13 protein-coding genes are annotated in these 19067 nt (G+C 41.1%); all 13 read left to right on the top strand.

What is annotated here, in order from left to right; all coding sequences use genetic code 11:
• Positions 1–62: 62 nt before the first annotated feature.
• The 13 genes from QR40_RS03360 to QR40_RS03300 all read left to right on the top strand — a co-directional run bounded on the left by QR40_RS03360 (position 63) and on the right by QR40_RS03300 (position 18912).
• Complete coding sequence (locus tag QR40_RS03360; protein WP_044293274.1) at positions 63–1070, top strand: Wadjet anti-phage system protein JetD domain-containing protein; 1008 nt, start codon at positions 63–65, stop codon at positions 1068–1070.
• A gap of 40 nt (positions 1071–1110) precedes the next feature.
• Entirely contained in the window at positions 1111–2742 is a 1632-nt protein-coding gene (locus QR40_RS03355; RefSeq protein ID WP_027291965.1) for a hypothetical protein, read from the top strand.
• Positions 2714–3418: a DUF6063 family protein gene (locus QR40_RS03350; RefSeq protein ID WP_027291964.1), complete on the top strand. Its 705-nt coding sequence runs from the start codon at positions 2714–2716 to the stop codon at positions 3416–3418. The genes QR40_RS03355 and QR40_RS03350 overlap by 29 nt, the downstream gene beginning before the upstream one ends.
• Complete coding sequence (locus QR40_RS03345; protein ID WP_027291963.1) at positions 3405–7835, top strand: coiled-coil domain-containing protein; 4431 nt, start codon at positions 3405–3407, stop codon at positions 7833–7835. The genes QR40_RS03350 and QR40_RS03345 overlap by 14 nt, the downstream gene beginning before the upstream one ends.
• 151 nt (positions 7836–7986) lie before the next feature.
• On the top strand, positions 7987–9531 hold the full coding sequence (locus QR40_RS03340; RefSeq protein ID WP_044293271.1) for a glycoside hydrolase family 43 protein: 1545 nt from the start codon (positions 7987–7989) through the stop codon (positions 9529–9531).
• 204 nt (positions 9532–9735) lie between these two features.
• Positions 9736–10089 (top strand): hypothetical protein, encoded by a 354-nt coding sequence (locus QR40_RS03335; RefSeq protein ID WP_044288800.1) that lies wholly within the window; start codon positions 9736–9738, stop codon positions 10087–10089.
• Positions 10086–11108 carry a recombinase RecA gene (gene recA / locus QR40_RS03330; protein WP_044293269.1) on the top strand — a complete coding sequence of 341 codons (1023 nt, stop codon included), beginning with the start codon at positions 10086–10088 and terminating at the stop codon, positions 11106–11108. Before QR40_RS03335 ends, recA begins: the two co-directional genes overlap by 4 nt.
• 129 nt (positions 11109–11237) lie before the next feature.
• Positions 11238–12464, top strand: a complete 1227-nt coding sequence (locus QR40_RS03325) for an AraC family transcriptional regulator (RefSeq protein WP_044293268.1) — start codon at positions 11238–11240, stop codon at positions 12462–12464.
• 92 nt (positions 12465–12556) lie between these two features.
• Positions 12557–14131 carry an alpha-N-arabinofuranosidase gene (locus QR40_RS03320; RefSeq protein ID WP_200889729.1) on the top strand — a complete coding sequence of 525 codons (1575 nt, stop codon included), beginning with the start codon at positions 12557–12559 and terminating at the stop codon, positions 14129–14131.
• A 147-nt stretch (positions 14132–14278) separates the two neighbouring features.
• Positions 14279–14947: a response regulator transcription factor gene (locus QR40_RS03315; protein WP_044288799.1), complete on the top strand. Its 669-nt coding sequence runs from the start codon at positions 14279–14281 to the stop codon at positions 14945–14947.
• Between the two features lie 34 nt (positions 14948–14981).
• The gene (locus QR40_RS03310) at positions 14982–15995 is read left to right on the top strand and encodes a sensor histidine kinase (protein ID WP_044293267.1); all 1014 of its coding nucleotides are present in this window, start codon (positions 14982–14984) and stop codon (positions 15993–15995) included.
• Positions 15996–16132: 137 nt separating this feature from the next.
• Positions 16133–16888 (top strand): ABC transporter ATP-binding protein, encoded by a 756-nt coding sequence (locus QR40_RS03305; protein ID WP_027291956.1) that lies wholly within the window; start codon positions 16133–16135, stop codon positions 16886–16888.
• Complete coding sequence (locus QR40_RS03300) at positions 16882–18912, top strand: FtsX-like permease family protein (RefSeq protein ID WP_044293266.1); 2031 nt, start codon at positions 16882–16884, stop codon at positions 18910–18912. The genes QR40_RS03305 and QR40_RS03300 overlap by 7 nt, the downstream gene beginning before the upstream one ends.
• The last annotated feature ends 155 nt before the right edge of the window (positions 18913–19067 follow it).

The following is a 19067-nucleotide window of genomic DNA, read 5'->3' as shown; positions in this document are numbered from 1 at the left end:
GGAAACAGAACCCCGACATAGAATCAGGTTAAATCACCTATTAAATTAAAGGAGACCAGGAGATGAAGATTGACATTTCGAAAATACAGAAAAAACGTTTCCGCTACGAGGATATCTTAAATCTCTATCCGGATATGAATTACCGGCAATTGTTTGATATTCTGGAGGAACTCTGCGAATTAAAACAGATAGCACCAATCAAAAAAAGCGGAAAGACATCCTTTTATCCGGCGGTCTTTCGAGAATATAAAAAGCTGCCGCCTTCGGTAGATTACAGTTGTTACATCGATGAAATTGCAGCGTTGAATCCAAGGCTGAATATCAGCAGGTATCTGGAGAAGCCAGGGGAATTTAAGGAGCTGCGGGACGGAATCTGTAAGCTCAGTGAAATGCTCTGGAAAGATGACCCGCGGCTGCAGCAGAAAATGTCTGTTAAGGAAAAATCCTATGCGATCTGGGGTGATGAGAAATATCTGGAGAGTAAAAGCGGGAGCAGAATCCTGGCTTTTAATCAGTTTGACCAGGTGAGCCTGAATTATTATTATGCGCCGGAGCCGTTTTTTTGCAGGGTATTTGATCAGATTGCGGGTGATGTGATTGTCATTGAAAATAAAGACACATGGTATTCAATTGGTGAAGCATTGAAAAATTCAAAGAATAAAAGATTTTTAGGGGTCAAAGCCGGACTGCTGGTCTATGGAGAAGGAAATAAGGTGACAGGTGAAGCTGCACTGCAAACTTTTGTGACGGAATATGGTTTCGAGAAGAGAAAGATACTTTATGCAGGGGATATTGATATTGCCGGAATCCTTATGTTTTATGGTGCGGTCACTCATAACAGGGAGATTATGATACAACCTTTTATGCCCTTATATAACAAAATGGCCAAACGGGCAAAGAATTTACAGATGCAGCCGACAGATGATAACAGGGGAAGAGACTGGAATACCGGATTCCTGGATTTATTTGAAGAACAAAATCAGGAGGTTGTAAGAAAAGTACTGGATGAAAACAGAAGAATTCCCCAGGAAATACTAAGTTTTCAGGATTATATTGGAATGTGTGATTAGAACAGCTTTCATTACTACAAATGGAATAGAAGAGGAAATTATGTTTGATTTTTTAGAAGGTTTTGAAAAGAGAATGGGATTTGCGGCGGTTGTGGATTCCATTGTCAATCGAAAGAATACGAATATGGAAATTGAGGGCTGGTTTCAGGGAGAAGAATTAGATAATCTGTTCTTCACGCTGCTGGTCTATATTATGGAACAGACTTTGAATGAAAATGATGAATGTACACTGGAAAATATAGCGCGTTTCCTGGATGATATTCTGCCGGTTTATCAGAAGAAATGGCCTTTTGATCAGGTGATGAGGCTGGCTGAATATATGGTGAAAGATATTCTGCAAAATAAAGGGACGGTTAAAAATTATGGGATTATGGATTACGGGCGGCAGTGGCACGATATTCAGGTGCGCCTGATCAGTGATAAGATAACAGCAGATAATAAAATTATATATCAGCTGACGGATCAGGGATATGACTTCTTATTCCGGACAAAAGAAATAGATAAGGAAATGGATTTTAAACTGGAACAGTTAAAGCTGAAGATGCTGCTCAAGAGAAAGAACTATAAACATGCGTTAAAACAGAGCCGGGATTTGATCAACATGCTCCGGCAGAAGAAGCGGGAGATGGAATCCTTCATAGACCGTGTGAGGCAGAATATCCATACCATTGACCGGGGGGAGCATGAAAGGCTGCTTCTGGAGACTTACAATCTGATTGATGAAGAATATGAAGATATGCTGGAAATGAAAGAGGCGGTTGTGAAGGATGAAGACCGGATCGGACGGGAGATAGAGGAAAGCGGCTATTCGGATGAAACAATGAACAACGCGTTATATAACCTGAATCTGATTAAGCGGAACATTCAGATTGTGATAGGGGAACAGCGGAACCTCATTGGAAAACGTTTTAATATGAATGATATTTATGAAGAAACCATTCGAAACAGCTTTTATGCATCTGTGGTTAAACGGTTTGATTTCCAAAAAGAGATTATGGATGAGATGGAAAAAGTAAATTCAAAGAATGTATCAAATCTCTGGAAACTAATGACCCCTCTGTGTATGCCGTCATTGGACAAGAAAATGAACCTTTCCCTGATTTACCAGAATCAGGGAAAACTTAGAGAGAATGAGGAAGAAGACCATGTGGTGGAAGAAGAGGTTCTGGAAGAGGACTTACAGGCTGCAGACAGAGAAATTAGCAATGCTATGAATTTCCGGGTTATAGAACGGATCTTTAAGTTTGCTGGTGAACGGGGAACTTCTTTTACTTTTTCGCAGTTTTATGAACATATCGTGGAAAAAACCCAGAGAATACATCAGTATACGGAGAATAAAAGAATTTTTCTGATTCTGTTAAAGCTGTATGATTATGGGGTTATTGATATAGAATCGTGGAAAAAGCACAGCAGTGAAGATATGATTCCGGATACAAACGGAGAGTTTGACCTGTCCTGGTGTCTCCGGCAGATGGAAGACAGGTATCCGGATTTTTATGGTGTGGAACAGCTGGTATTTGAAAAAAAAGACTTTATTTTTCATGCCGTGTTAGAAGATACGGTTGGAGCAGAAGTGTTATACAGTACAATAGAAATGGCAGATATAGAAATAATACCTAAGATCAGAAGCGAGGTGGGGCAGGATGTTGAAACAGGCATTAGCGATATATAATCGTTTATTAGAAAACGGAGAAATTGATGCAAAAACGGATAGTGAATTGTACATAGAATATAAAAATGAAGAGGTCCGCGAAATTCTGGAGCAGTTTTCAGAAGAATTGAATTTCCGGATTCTGGATACAGGTAATACTATTTATATGATACCGAATCTGGACAATGATGTGCTGGGATATGTGATGAAAGATTTCAGGGAAAACATAGCGACGAACGCAAAGCTGGTTGATGCCTACCTGCAGTGTTATATCTGTATGATGATCTTCCAGATGTTCTACGGCGGAAAGAATACGAACCCAATCCAGCGAGAGTTTATCCAGACCAAAGATCTGATTGAGGTATTGGACCAGAAAATGGAGGGATACCTGGCAGGAGAAGAGGAGGCTCTTTCCCTGGAGAAGGATTACTGCATCAACTTTTATAAAATAGCTCAGCTATGGCAGAATAAACAGATTGGGGACAGTATTGCCAGAAAATCGAAGCTGGGAACGCTGGCACGTGCCTATGCGCAGCTGGAACATGAGAAATTGGTCCGTGTACTGGAAGAAGGCAGAGAAATCAGGCGTACCAGACGCATGGATGACCTGTTTTTATATTACTATCTGGATGAAGCCAGGGTACAGGAAATTCACCAGCTATTTTCACAGGGGGAGAAGATCAATGCCGAAGATTAACCGAATCAGGATCATCAACTTTTCTTACAATAATGATGCCAGAGAGATTCAGGATGAGATGTATTCTTTTTACGACGGAGAAAATGCTCTTTTAAATCTTTCCAACGGAGGCGGGAAAAGTGTACTTGTACAGCTGATTCTGCAGCCCATCATTCCCGACCATAAAATGCAGAAACGTAAGATGATTGAGTATTTTAAAAAGAATACAAGTCCGGCCTTTATTATGATTGAATGGCTGCTGGACAATCCCTCAGTTAAAGATTATCTGATGACCGGAATTGCAATTGCACCAAGGAGCAGCATGAGAAGTGAAGAAAGTAATAAAATTAATTACTTTACCTTTGCCAGTCATTATCAGCAGGCATGCGATTTTGATATCAGCTATGTTCCGTTTGCTAAACGGGAAAATGACCAGCTGGTTCTGATGCCTTTTGAGCGTGCCAGAGAAGCTGTGAGAAAACTGGTTTCTGCTCATCGGGAAATGTTCTATTACAGTAGGGATGATGCGTCCCAGTACCGCAGGATTTTGCAGGATTTTGGGATTTCTCAGGAAGAATGGAAGAATCTCATCGCCCGGATGAATAATGATGAAGGCGGAATAGATGAACTGTTTGAGCGCTGCAGTACATCCGACAGTGTATTTAATGAGTGGATTATTAAAAATATTGAAAAAGCGATTCTGGCACAGGACAGCGGAGAAACCAGCATTCAGGATCTTCTGGAAGGACTGGTGTCAGATACTATAAAAAATGAAGAATACATACAGGCTCAAAAGGTGATCAACGAATATCTCAGGAGGCATCAGGAGATGGAAGAAAGCCTGAATCATGTCTGTCAGAGTCTGGACGTTGTGAATCAGACGGAGGCATTGCTAAATCAGATGCATCAGAGCCTGAAGCGAAAAGGCGCCGGGCAGAAGGCGGAACTGGAACAGATTCATGACAGGCAGTATGAATTGGAGGAAGAAAGGTCCGGGATTTATAAAGAGAAGGCATCCGAAGAATATTATCTTGCCAGTGATAAACTGCAGGAAGTAAAAGAACAGGTTGCAGAAGAAGAAGCAAATGCCAGGGAAATCAAGGCTCAATGCAGTCAGGTACACTTCCGGTATCATTGCCAGCGTGGGGCTAAGCTCTACGGGGAGTGGAAGGTGATACAAGGGGCAGTATCGGCCCTAAGGCAGAAAATCGCAGCGGAACAGGGGGATGCAGATACCAGAATCCGGCTTGATGATCTGCGGTATTCATTGAAATACTGCTTAGAAAAGAAGCAAAGGGAACTGCTGGACGAAATTGAACAATATAAAGTACGAATCACTGTCAATGGACAACGGCAGAAGCAACTATCTGCTGATACACGGGAATACGACAAAAAGATCAGTCAATGTGATGTAAGGATTGGAGAACTGCGTGGATTTGTGACGCGGTTTGAGAAGGAAGAGGAGCAGATTTTCGAAAAGCTGGGTACGGTATTGCTTCGAAATGTCTTAAAAGAGCTGGATAAAACCTCGGTAAATAACCTAAAAAAAGAGCAGGAAAGTCAGGAGAAAGCAAAGGCGGAAGAACTGAAGGACGGGCAGGACAGACTGGTACGGGTAAAGGAGCAGCAGAGGGTCACAGGCCCTTTGATTATGGAAGCGGTGCAGAAAAAAATATCCGTGGTAAGTCACTTGACTAGCTTAACAGAAGAGCAAAACCGCTTTGCATCAGAATATGCACGTTGCAGCGAACTGCTGGATAAATATGAACTTAGCCGGGAATTGATCTATGAGAAAGATGCATTAAATGAGTTCTTCCGGAAGCATACGGCTGACTTAGAGCAAAACAGATATCTGAGGCAGACAGAGCGGGATCAGATATTGGATATGATAAAGGGTATTCGCAATAAATGTGTATATCTTCCTCAGACATTGATTCAGGCAATAGAAAATCAGGATATTACCTATCAGACCGGAGAGGCATATCTGAATAATCTGACGGAGGATAAGAGAGAGATTCAGCTTAAGAAAAACCCAATGCTGCCATTTTCCCTGGTGGTGAAAAAGCAGGATATTTCCAAAATAGGGCAGATTCCACTCAAACAATGCCTGCTTAGACAGGTAGTCCCTGTATTATCTTATGAGCAGCTGGATACGGTGATGGAGCAGCAGTATCAGCTGGTACAGGCAGGTACGCAGGCATCTTTTATCAGCAGTTACGAAGACGAAATCTTCGTAGATATACAGAGGGAAAAATATCTTAAGGATTTGGAAATCCAGGAAGAGAGGCTAAAAGAGCAGACTGTGCACATTTCAAAGGAGCTGGAAAATGTGCGAAAAGCATGGGATGACCTGAATAATTTCCAATATGGGAAGTCATATGCGGAGCAGTTAAGTAAGGCGGTTTCAGCGGATGAGCAGGAAATAGAGAAGCTTTCTGTGCAAAAGAAAGAGCTGGAAGAAAAACTGAAAACCCTGGAGGCAGAATGGACCTCACTGGAATTCAATAACAGGGAGTGTGAAATAATCCTTCGTGAAATTAATGCCAGGAAAGAGCTTCTGGAAAAATTTCTGGCAGATGATGAACAATATCAGATACATTACCGTAACTTAGGGGATGCATCTGCTGAAAGTATGTCGTTAAAAGAAAAGAGGGAAAAAGCCGGGCAGGAGCTGGAAAACTGCCGGGCTGAAGCAGAACGGATCAAGAGTATTCTTTACGAGAAGAATACGCTGTTTGACCAAACCCGGGAGAGTTACCGGAAATATGAGAATGCCGGGGAGGCTAACCTGCTGGATGATCCATATGAACAAATGGAGCAGGAATATGAACAGCTTCTGAAAAACCAGAAAGAAGCTTTGTCAAGTCTGGAAGAAATGCTGCGTGGAAAATTACAGCAGCTCTCTACGATAGAGGATGCACTTGCTGAAATCGAAGTGGATCAAAAGGATTATGAGACACTTCACTATGACAGACAGGAATTGCAGCGTCTTAAATCAGAAGTTTCGGTATTAGAGGCTGAAAAGATAAAGGCAGATCGTAACTTGGGCAATCTTAGGATTACATTTGGTAAAATGGAAACAATGCTGGATTATGCTGCTGCGGCTCTGCATAATCTGGGGCTTACAGAGCCTTTGGAGAAGAGCCGGATCCTGCAGGATTATGACCGCCGGCTTAAAAACTTGAAATCAGAACTGGATCAGCTCCATGAAAAAGAAAAAGCAGCCAGCCGGCTTGGGGATATCTGCAAGAGCCTGGTAGGCAGAATTCAGGATATTATTACAGTTGCATATGTACCAATCGGTGATTTCGGGCTGGAAGAGGATATGGAAGCCCAGTTCACGAAGCTCAAGGACAGTTACCGCAATGCCAGAACAACAGAAAACCAGTCCAGAAAAGCATGTCAGAATCTGTATCGGGAAATCAGAAGGAATTATCTGGGTAAAAATCAGTGTGTAACCGATATTCTGGAATCTTTAAGTACACTTAATCTGGATGATGAACAGATCCGTTTCGATATTGTTTATTTTTATATGGAAGAATTCATGAAAAAACGGGAAAACCTGTTGAAACTGTCAGCGTTTTATGACAGCCAGCTTGAGAACATAGCGCGGACCAGGAATCAGATTATAGACCAGTGCATCAGTCATGCTGCTCTGATCTATGATGATGTAAAGCTGATTGCACAGAGTTCCAAAATCAGGCTCACCGGGAAGAGCCGGCCGGTACAGATGCTGCGTATAGATGTGCCGGATGAACTTGGAAGTGATATGCGTGGCCGTATGGAGAGTTATATAGATCACAGCCTTCAGACCATGGTGGAATTATGTAAGGCTGGGGATGGCAGCCAGGAGAAGAAGTGGAAAGATAAGCTGACTGCGCTTATGTCCAGCAGGGAACTGCTGAATCAACTGATCGGCACCAATAAAATTCCGGTTTATGTATATAAAATTGATCTGAATGATAAAAACAATGGCATGAAAAAGTGGGAAGATGCCATGGCGCAGAATTCCGGTGGAGAAAAATTCGTCGTATTCTTTACGATGGTGTCTACCCTGATCTCCTATATACGAGAAGTAACCAGAAGGGATGCCAGAGCAAATAATATGCAGGAATCTAAGGTAATGATAATGGATAATCCATTTGCAAGGACATCTTCTGAGCATTTGCTAAAGGCAGTGATTGATATTGCGAAGACCTTCAACATCCAGTTAATCTGCCTCTCAGATTTAAGCCAAAGTTCCATAACAAACAGGTTCAGCCTGATCTACCAGCTGAGCATCCGTAAGCGCATGTACAGTGACAGGGAATTGCTGAAGGTTGGAAATGTACAGATAAACAAAGGCGGACTGCACGAAAATGAAAGGCTGGAGCACGTTGGTCTATTTCAGAAGTTCCAGCAGGGAAGTCTCTGGGACTGGGTGGATCAAAACGGATAAGAAGGATGGTATAATAAATACAGTAAAACAGCTGTAATTTTTCTGGTGTTAAATGTACAAGTGCTATGATATGATTTTTCTGTTTCTAATTATGCAGTTATGAGTTTGCATTGATTAATGAAAATAAAACTATATGAAATGGAGAGATTATATGAAATACAAAAATCCAATTATACCTGGATTCCATCCGGATCCCAGCATTTGCAGAGCAGGAGATGACTATTATCTGGTGACAAGTTCCTTTGAGTATTTTCCTGCGATACCTGTTTTCCACAGTAGAGACCTGGTGCACTGGGACCAGATCGGACATTGTATTACCAGGAATGACCAGCTGGTTCTTGCCAAAGGGACACCGAATGCTACAGGCATATATGCCCCGACCATCCGTTTCCATAAGGGAATCTTCTATGTCATAACAACAAATGTTTCCAACGGTACAGGCATTGGGGAAAATGAACAAAATTTTATAATATGGACCAAAGATCCGGGTGGTGAATGGTCTGATCCCATCTGGCTGGATTGTCCCGGGATCGATCCGTCCCTGTTTTTTGACGACGATGGGAAAGTCTATTACTGCGGTACCCATGGAGAAATCTATTTATGCGAAATTGATATAGATACGGGAAAAAGGAAGACGGAAAGAACATATATCTGGGGCGGAACCGGAGGCTGTTGTCCGGAAGGCCCCCATATTTATAAAATCAATAACTGGTATTACCTGTTTATCTCAGAAGGAGGAACAGAATATGGGCATATGCTGACGGCAGCCAGAAGCCGGAATATATGGGGGCCATATGAAGGCTATAGCGGCAATCCGGTATTGACAAACAGGAGCAGAGGGACATCCCTGAAGGCGATCGGGCATGGAGATATTACCCGGGATCAGAATGGAAACTGGTGGGCCGTATGCCTTGGAATCCGTCCCGTTTCCTATCCATTCCGTCATAATCTGGGACGGGAAACCATGCTTGTACCCATGGCCTGGAATGATAATGGCTGGCCTGTGATGGGAAATAATGGAGTGGTGGAAGAGGAAGTAGAAACAGATTGTCTGCCGGCATGCACGGAAATGTACCATTCAAAAAAGGAAGAGATCACGGTCAGAGATACCTTTGATTCTGAAAGGCTGGATTATGCCTGGAATTTTATATATAATCCTTATCCGCAATTATGGGATATCGCCTCGGGGAGAGGGCTTACTCTCTATGGCAATGAAATAGCACTTTCGGAGGCGGATAGCATCGCATGGCTTGGACGAAGGCAGGAGCACCATAACTGCATTGCCAGGACAGAAGTACATTTTGTCAGAGAACAGGATGGAGAAGAAGCGGGGCTGACGGTTTATATGAATAACCGCCACCACTATGAAGCCGCAGTAACAAGGCAGGATGGGGAAGACTGCATCATATTCCGCAGACAAATAGGAAGTCTGTGGAAGACAGAAAACAAAATCCCCTGCACCGGAGAGCGGATATATCTGGAAGTGGAGGCAACGAAAGAAACATATATTTTCCGCTGCAGCATGGATGGCACCCGGTATGAAGAAATCGGAAGAGGAGAAACCGGGTATCTGACTACGGAAACAGGGGGTGTCTTTACCGGGAATTATATTGCGATGTATGCTTCCGGAAATGGAAAGAAATGTGTTCGTGGAGCTGATTTTAAATGGTTTGAATACAGCGCCGTTTCAGGCTGAACGGGCAGGCGTTCTACTTTTTTGTACTGTTAAAATATATAAACACAAATTTTATGATAAAATGCACAATATAAAAATAGTATATATTCATAAAATTTAACGAAAAATAAATGTTTTGCAGAAAACACTGACAATTTTATTTTTTTTGTGTTAATATAAGATAATAGAGAATAAGCCAATGGGGCTGAAATGGAGAACGTATAAATGAAATCATTAAAAAACGAAAAGGTATGTCATAAAAGTTTTGGGAAAGGTGTTATTACAGAGAATAATCCACTGAAGATTAAAATACAGTTTTCAGATATGAATGAAACCAAAATATTTTTGTTTCCATATGTATTTGAAAAATGTCTGGTATTGGAAAATGAAAAATTGCAGCAGGAATGTTATAAACAGGCTGTTCAAATCAAGGAAGAACGGGAAAAGATAGAAGAAGAAAAAAGAATCGAACAAAAACAAGCGGAGGATTTAAGGCGCATAGAGATCAGAAAAGCGAAATTGGCTCTGACGAAGAAGAAGAGAGCAGATGCCGTCAGAAAGTTAAAGGTAACCGTATGACAACTCCTGCTAAATTACAGGCACTCGATGAGGCAGTCAGTAAAATCGAAAAGGACTTTGGAAAAGGTTCTGTTATGAGATTAGGGGATGCCAGTGAAGCAATGTCGGTAGAGACAGTGCCAACCGGGGCTTTGAGTCTGGATATAGCATTGGGTCTGGGAGGAATTCCAAAAGGAAGAGTTATAGAAGTTTTTGGTCCCGAATCCAGTGGAAAGACAACGGTAAGCCTGCATATGATTGCAGAAGTGCAAAAAAGAGGAGGAATTGCAGCCTTTATAGATGCAGAGCATGCGCTTGATCCGGTGTATGCGAAAAAAATAGGTGTAAATACGGACGAACTCTACATTTCCCAACCGGACAGCGGCGACCAGGGTTTGGAGATAGCAGAGACTCTGGTGCGTTCCAATGCCGTTGCTATTGTGGTAATTGATTCTGTCGCAGCGTTGGTGCCCAGGCAGGAAATAGACGGTGAAATGGGAGATGTCTTCATGGGACTGCAGGCCAGGTTAATGTCTCAGGCACTTCGAAAACTGACCCCTGTGGTAAGTAAATCCAATTGTATAGTCGTCTTTATTAACCAGCTTCGGGAGAAGATTGGAGTCATGTTTGGCAGTCCGGAAGTTACCACAGGAGGAAAGGCACTAAAATTCTATGCATCCGTCCGTTTGGATGTGAGAAAAATAGATATCATTAAAAGTGCCGGAGACCGTATCGGGAACAGAACACGAGTAAAAGTGGTGAAAAATAAAATAGCGCCGCCATTTAAAGAGGCAGAATTTGACATTATATACGGATTGGGAATATCCAGAGAAGGGGATATCTTAGATCTGGCGGCCGATATTGGTGTTGTGGTAAAAAGCGGTTCCTGGTATTCTTATCAGGGATCAAAAATGGCACAGGGCAGAGAAAGTGCAAAACAATATCTGGAAGAAAATCCAGTTGTGCTGGATGAAATAGAGTATGAGGTCAGGAAACATTATGGTCTGCCGGCGGAAAAGAAAGTAGAACAGGAAAAATAGCAGTCATGTATATCATCCATGCAGAGAAATTAATTCTGTATGGATATTTTTTGCGATTGTATTTCAAAGTTATATAAATTATACTTAGTTTTATGAGCTCTGAAATAAAGATAAAAAGGAAAAATCATAATGCTAAATATTATCTTAAAGCATATCATGCGTACCGCACATACCTCTATTCGAATATTTGACAGAGAAAACCGGTTAAGGGAGTATCTGGGGGATGGATCCTGTTCAGATCCCGTACTACATGATGAAATCTGGAGATCCCATCTGCTTGGCATGGCGGATATGGATCGTCCTTGTATCTATTTAGAAAAATATCCGATATACTATGGTGTGATTTTAGGTGGAGAAGACCGGTATATTATTGGACCGGTGAGCATTGATTTTACCGTTCAGTTCCAGGAAGGGATACCAATTGGAGAAGCCTATGCAAGGCAGCATGGAATTCCGGAGAAAAAGATCAGAATTTCTTATTGTGAATTTGAGTTGTTTTGCGAACTGGTGTTATTGCTTTATCATGTTCTGACCGGAAAAGATATGAAAATTTCGGATTTAATACAGCGCAATTTTGACAATAATGAATTGCAGCACGGCATTAAAAAGGAATTGAACCGGGTATATTTTCAATATCAGGAAAACGAAAAGGTACATAACTCTTATGAACATGAATTACGGGAATTAAACAGTATCCGGGAAGGTGATACCGGTAAATTAAAACGGTGTATGGAGGAAGTTGTAGAGGGAGAATACGCAGTGCTCTCCCAAAATCCCCTTCAGGCGGCAAAGAATCTGGCGATTGTTGCCCTGGCAATTGCGGCAAGAGCAGCAATTGACGGAGGAATGCTGCCGGAGGATTCCTTTTCTATAAATGACAGCTACATCTTACGGGTGGATGCCGCAAAGGATCAGGGACAGATAATGGCGCTGGTAAACAAAGCAAAAATGGAATACGCTGAATTGGTTTATGAAAAGAATCGTTCCGGGGAAAATAACAGGATTGTGGAAGAAGCGAAACGGCTGATCTATAAAAATATGCACCAAAAGATTGTGATCTATAAGATAGCGGAAGAACTGCATGTAACGCCGGAGTATCTTTCCGCTGTTTTTAAGCGGGAAGAAGGAATTACAGTTAATGATTATATTATGAAGGGTAAAGTGAAGCTTTCACAGAATCTTCTGATCTATTCCGATTATACAGTGGAAGAAATCGGATATTATTTTGGATTCAGTTCCCAGAGTCATTTTGGCAAAGTGTTTAAAAAATGGAGTGATATGACTCCGGTTCAGTACCGGAGAAGATATGGGATAAAGAGTTTTACTGATAAGGAAAAAAGGATAGACCGTTATTAAAAATGTGATAAAAGCATTAAGAATATAGTATAATCCAACTTCTTTTTCTGGTATTTTTATGTATAGAAATCCAAATATAAGGAGTATTCATTATGAAAAAGATAAATAACAATAAGATGAGTAATAAAATAAATATCAATAAAATAGTTATTAATACATTTGAAACCGATGGTCACATTCAACCGGAACTTCACAGTCAGTTTATTGAATTTCTGGGATCCTGCATCTATGATGGCATATGGGTGGGGGAAGACTCCCATATCCCCAATTATCATGGTATCCGAAAGGATGTGGCAGATGCGTTAAAAGAATTAGAACCGCCTGTAATACGCTGGCCGGGTGGATGTTATGCAGATACTTACCACTGGAGAGACGGGATTGGTGAAAGATCAAAAAGGCCTGTCACCTATAATGAAAATTTCGGAACATTTGAGTTAGACAGCAACCAGTTTGGCACACATGAATTTATGGAGCTTTGTAAATATGTGGGCGCAAAGCCCTGGCTGAATATTAATTTGATGAACGGCAGTGTAGCCGAGATGAAAGAATGGATGGAATACTGTAATCGGAAAGAGAAAACCACGCTGGCTTTGGAACGTAAGGAAAATGGGTCCGAAGAACCATTTCAGGTGGAATATTGGGGGATCGGAAATGAAATGTGGGCAGGCGGGGGAAACGCCACCCCTCAAAGTTATGCAGCAGAATACCGGAAATATGCTACGGCATTTCCTGTGTTTTCTAAAGGACAGGGGAAAAACCCAATACAGATGAAACGTATTGCCTGCGGGCCGGACGGCAACAAAAAAGAAGAACGTGTGGAATGGACGAAACAGTTTTTTGAATCTATGGCAGAGTTTCGCCAGCCGCCTTTGGACGGATATGATATTCACTTTTATAACTGGAATTTAAAAGATCTCACTCAACAGGAAACAGATTTTTTAGAAGCAGAATGGTATGAGGTTATTAATGGCTGCCTGGAACTGGAAGAGGTAATCCGGGAACAGGAAAAACTGGTTTTGGATGGGATTTCTGACTATCCGGAAAGTGAAGGTTTTTTTAAGACTCTGAAACCACAGGTCGATTTGATTATCGGAGAATGGGGAAATTGGCACGGGGCTTCGTTTGCACACCGTCCGGCGCTGTATCAGCAATGTACAATGCGGGATGCCGTCACAAGTGCATTAACGTTAGACATTTTTCACCGAAATTGTAAGGCGGTGAAGATGGCATGTGTGGCACAAACAGTAAATGTATTAAATTCTCTCATTCTGACAGATGGACATCAATGTGTGCGGACTCCTAATTATGACGTTTTTCAGATGTATAAAGTGCATCGGGGCGGGGAGGCGTTAAATTTCAATACAAAAGTAAAGCCTGATAAACTGTTTCTGTTTGCCTCTGTAAAAAAGGATGTAGTCAGCGTTAATATTGTTAATACAGAATGGCAGAAAGAGCAGGAAGTATTTTTGGAATTCCCGGAAGATTGTAAGTATGTGGGAGGTCAGACGCTGAAAGGGGACTCGCCTCAGGCATGCAATACATTTGATGATCCGGACCGTGTAAGGGCGCAGGAAGCAGAAATGCCGGTGGAAACAACGGATGGCTTTAAAATACAGATTCCGGCGGCTTCTGTAAATGTGTATCAGTTTCAGATTGTGAAAGGATAAAACACGAATATTTCTGGGAATCAAAGATAAACGCAAACGAAGAATCAGCTGGAAATTGTCCTCCATGTGGTGTATATTGTACAAAGAAGCTCTTTAATAGTGAGTTATTTATAAATCGTTCGCTGCAGTACTAATCGGAGGATAAAAATGAATAAAATTTTAATTATAGAAGACGAACTAATCATCAGGGAGGAATTGACGATCCTGTTAAAAAATGCGGGATACCTGGTGGAAGCAGTTCTTGAATTTCAAAACTGTGTGGTGGATATAAAAAGATACAAACCGGACCTGATCCTGCTGGATATCAACCTTCCGGAGCAGGATGGTTTTCGCTTATGTTCTTCCATCCGCAGTTTTTCTTCGGTTCCCATCATTTTTATTACCGGCAGAGACACCGCTTTCGATGAGCTGCAGGCGTTGACTCTTGGTGGTGATGATTACATTACGAAACCATATAATATTCCCATACTTCTGGCGCGGATTAATCTGCTGCTTCGAAGAACGGGGGGCACAAGTGCCCCAATGGAATTCATCGAATATAAAGAAGTGAGGTTATTTCCCATATCTGCATTTATTCAGTATAAAGATCAGAAAGTGGAACTATCGAAGACGGAATTGAAAATACTCTATTATCTCTTTACAAACAGCCAGAAAGTTGTTTCGCGTTTGGAGTTAATCGAATATTTATGGGATAATGAAATCCATATAGATGATAATACTTTAAGTGTGAATATGACAAGAATCAGGGACAAGCTTACACAGATTAGCGTGAATGATCTTATTCAGACGAAAAGAGGAATGGGGTACAAAGTTTGAAAGGCCAGCTTGCGCTATTCAGGGGGGGATCAGTATGAAATTAAAAGATTATCTTTCGGACAGATCGGGCGCATTGCTTTTAAATGCTGCCTGCATTTGTGGTCTGTCCATATTTTTGTATATGATCGGAAATGGCATCGGGGAGATAATGGTAATCATAATGTTCTGGCTGATCATATTGTTTTTTTACTTGCTTCCGGATTACAGATACCGGAAGAAATATTATGAGGAGTTAATATCGCTGTCGGATGCGTTGGAACAGAAATACCTTACTGCTGAAATAGCGAAGGTTCCTGTTTCAAGAGAAGGCGGTGTCTATTTCCGGATTATGAAAAATGCAATGAAGTCCATGGCGGATGAAGTATCCCGGGCACAGCGTGAAAATGAAGAGTACCGGGATTTTATTGAAAAATGGATACATGAAATAAAGGTACCGATTACAGGAACAAAACTAATATGTGAGAACCATAAGACGGACCAGTCAAGGAAAATTCTATCCCAGGTAGAGCAGATTGAAACAGATGTGGAAAGAGTGCTCTATTATGCCAGAATGGGAAATGTCGAAAAGGATTATATGATCAAAGAAGTGAGCTTAAAGTCAGCAGTTCAAAATGTGCTTGCCAGAAACAAGCAGCTGTTGATTTCAAACCATGTTGCTGTAAATGCAGAGCAGGTAAATCTCGCGGTATATACGGATCAGAAATGGGTCGAGTTTATCATTAATCAAATTATCATTAATTGCATCAAATACGGAAAGCAGGATTCTCTACAGATCGATATATTGGCAAAACAGATTGAGCAGGGTGTATCGCTTACGATCCGGGACAATGGAATAGGGATTAAAGAAAGTGAGCAGAGCCGTATATTTGATAAAGGATTTACAGGCAGCAATGGCAGGGCGAACCATAATTCTACCGGGATTGGGCTATATCTGTGCAGGGAATTGAGCAAAAAACTGGGAATAGAGATTTCAGCCATGTCTGTTTCGGGGGAGTATACGGCTATCAGGCTTTTCTTTCCAAAAGGAAATTATATTCAGGGGCAGTGATGGTTTGTTTTCTTTCAAATTTGTAAGTTAAAATAAAGCTTCCTGTATACAACAGAGGGGAAAATACTGCTACAATGACAGCATTCCGGAGTAAGTTTCAAAGATGATTCGGGAAAAAAGCGAAAAGGAGTAAGTATATGTTGTTGCAGGTGGAATATATCGAAAAATATTATGGTACGAAAACGAATATTACTAAGGCTTTAAATAAGGTCAGCTTTTGTGTGGAAAAAGGTGAATTTATAAGTATAATGGGGGCTTCCGGTTCCGGAAAAACGACACTGCTCAATTGTATTTCCACCATTGATACGGTAACATCGGGTAAAATCCTGTTAGACGGGGATGACATTACGACAATTAAAGAAGAGGAAATCACAGCCTTTCGCAGGGATAATCTGGGGTTTATTTTTCAGGAGTATAATCTGCTGGATACCCTGACAATTGAGGAAAATATAGCTTTGCCCCTGACGATAAAAGGGATGAAGCCTAAAGAAATTACCAGAAGTGTCATGGAAATCGCAGGGAAGCTGCAGATTGAGGATATTCTGCCTAAATTCCCGTATCAGGTATCCGGTGGACAGCGGCAGCGATGTGCATGTGCAAGAGCTGTTGTTACCAGGCCGAAACTGATATTGGCTGACGAGCCTACCGGTTCTCTGGATTCTAAATCGGCATTCAGGCTGTTGGAGGTGATGGAAGAGTTAAACCGGGATTTGACAGCCACTATTCTCATGGTTACCCACGATGCTTTCTCAGCCAGTTATGCAAACCGTATTTTATTTTTAAAAGATGGAAAGATCTTCAATGAAATATGGAAAGGTGAGAAAACGCGTTCAAAATTCTATCATGAAATTCTGGATGTGCTCTCCTTATTGGGAGGTGATGTTCCATGCTAAAACAACTGTCCATAAGGAATGCAAAGCGGCAGACAAGGGAGTACATGATTTATTTCATTACAATTACCTGCACCGTTTCTTTCATGTATGGTTTTAATGCGCTTATTTTTTCAGATATTGTTGCCAGTCTGCCTGAACTTGAAATTTTATTTTACATGATAATTACGATTTCCCTCCTGATTGTTTTTATACTGGGATGGCTGGTTCATTACATGACTAATTTTATGTTAAAGAAGCGGAGTAAAGAGTTAAGTACCTATATGATACTGGGTATTTCCAATAAAAATATTTCCAAATTATTTTTCAAAGAAAATTTTCTGATCTGCGGAGTGGCATTTGTTTGCGGCACTTTATTTGGATACCTGATTTCTGAAATCCTGAAAATTATAATCTTAAATTTATTTGGTATAGATTATCAGTTCTCTATTTCATTTTCCATACCGGCAATTGCACTGACAGGCTTGTATTTTCTGATGATTTTTATTTTTGCACTCTGGAAAAACGGCAGATCTATCCGGAAAATGAAGTTGTACGATTTGCTTTATTATGAGAAAAGAAATGAGAATACCAGTTTGGAAAAAACCGGCTGGATGGCTGTGGTTTTTGTAATATCACTTGTTTTCGGCGCGGGCGGAATTGGTTTATTTATGTATATGCCCCTTGGGAAAGGGTATGATGTCTTGCTGGGACTGGTATTAATCGTACTTTTTCTGTTTGGTTTTTTCCAGAGTGTTCCCGGGTTTCTTGCAAAGGTATTCGGCAGCAGGGAAAATATAAAATACAGCAAAAACAGGCTTTTTTTACTCCGTTCTTTTACTTCTAAGATAGCATCCCTAAGTATGACACTGTGCATGATATCTGTACTCTTTACACTGGCACTGACTGCTATGGGCGTTGCAGTTTCCGTAAATGAGATAGCCGGCAGATCGATAGAGTTGAATGTGTTTGATATTGTAATTCTCAGTAAAAACCCAAACAGTGATTTTTCCGGTTACCGCAGTAGAATAGAAGAGACTGTACCGGTGGAAGCAGATCATTTATATTATATCTATCATAATGAGGATCAGACATTTCGGGATATTCGGGCTAAGGCTGCTGCCAGTTACAGCGATCTGCCGCAAGAGATATATGTGGAATACCAATATGATACTTACATGAAATACAGCGACTACCGTGCGTTGTGCAGAATGCTTGCCATAGATGTTCCTCAGATAAAAGAAAATGAATATATCATACATTGCGTTCCGGCACTGCAAGATGCTTACAGCGAATACATGCATCGTCAGGTTGTCATGAATGGTAAAACGATGGAGTTAAACAGCATTAACACAGCACCTTTTAACCAGGCAGATTCTTATGGTAACGGTATGGATTTTATTATTGTCGTACCGGATGAAATGGCGGATAAACTGCCTGTGATATACCAGGTATATACGGCGCAGACCTCCGAACCGGTCAGCAGTATAGCGTTAGAAAATTTGTGTGCACAGGATGAACGCCTGGAGATTCTAGACAGGAATTTAATGGTGTCCAGCAGTGATATGGGTGCTTATGGTACAAGTATACCGGATGCCGGCAAAGACTATATATCCGGAAGATCGGCATTTAAGAAGAATTATGCGGATGTCTATTCGATCATGATAGCGCTTTTTTATCTGGCGCTTATATTTGTCATCACAGGTGCTACGATTTTAGTAACTCAGATTCTCAGTGATTGCGGAAAACATAAAAAGCAATATGATATATTAAGGCATATTGGTATGAGCACTCAGACAGTAAATCAAACTGTAAATAAGCAGCTGGCTGCATTTTTTCTCCTGCCGGTGATTCCGGCTGTTGTGATCAGCAGCAGTCTGGTGTTCATTTCCATGAATATTATGCAGCCTCAGTCCTATAGTTTTCCTGTTTTTGAGGGGCATGGATGGATTTGGGGAGCGATAGCCAGTGCAGTGGGCTTGCTTTTTATATTATATGGTATTTACTTTATTGCAGTTTGTAAAAATTATAAGAAGAGTATTATTTGAAGATGAGCAAAAGATGTAATCAGATAAATGCAGAAGATAAATGCAGAAGATAAATGCAGAAGATGAATGCGTAATAAGAATGAACGCAGAGGAAAGCATGAGAAGATAAAGCAGAAGTTGAGTATAAAAGGTTGAATAAAAGACATATATGAGAA

The sequence above is a fragment of the Robinsoniella peoriensis genome (assembly GCF_000797495.1).
In the GTDB taxonomy this organism is placed as follows: Bacteria; Bacillota; Clostridia; order Lachnospirales; family Lachnospiraceae; genus Robinsoniella; species Robinsoniella peoriensis.
Note: the sequence above shows the minus strand (reverse complement) of the source record. Positions and strands in the feature narration are given on the sequence as shown.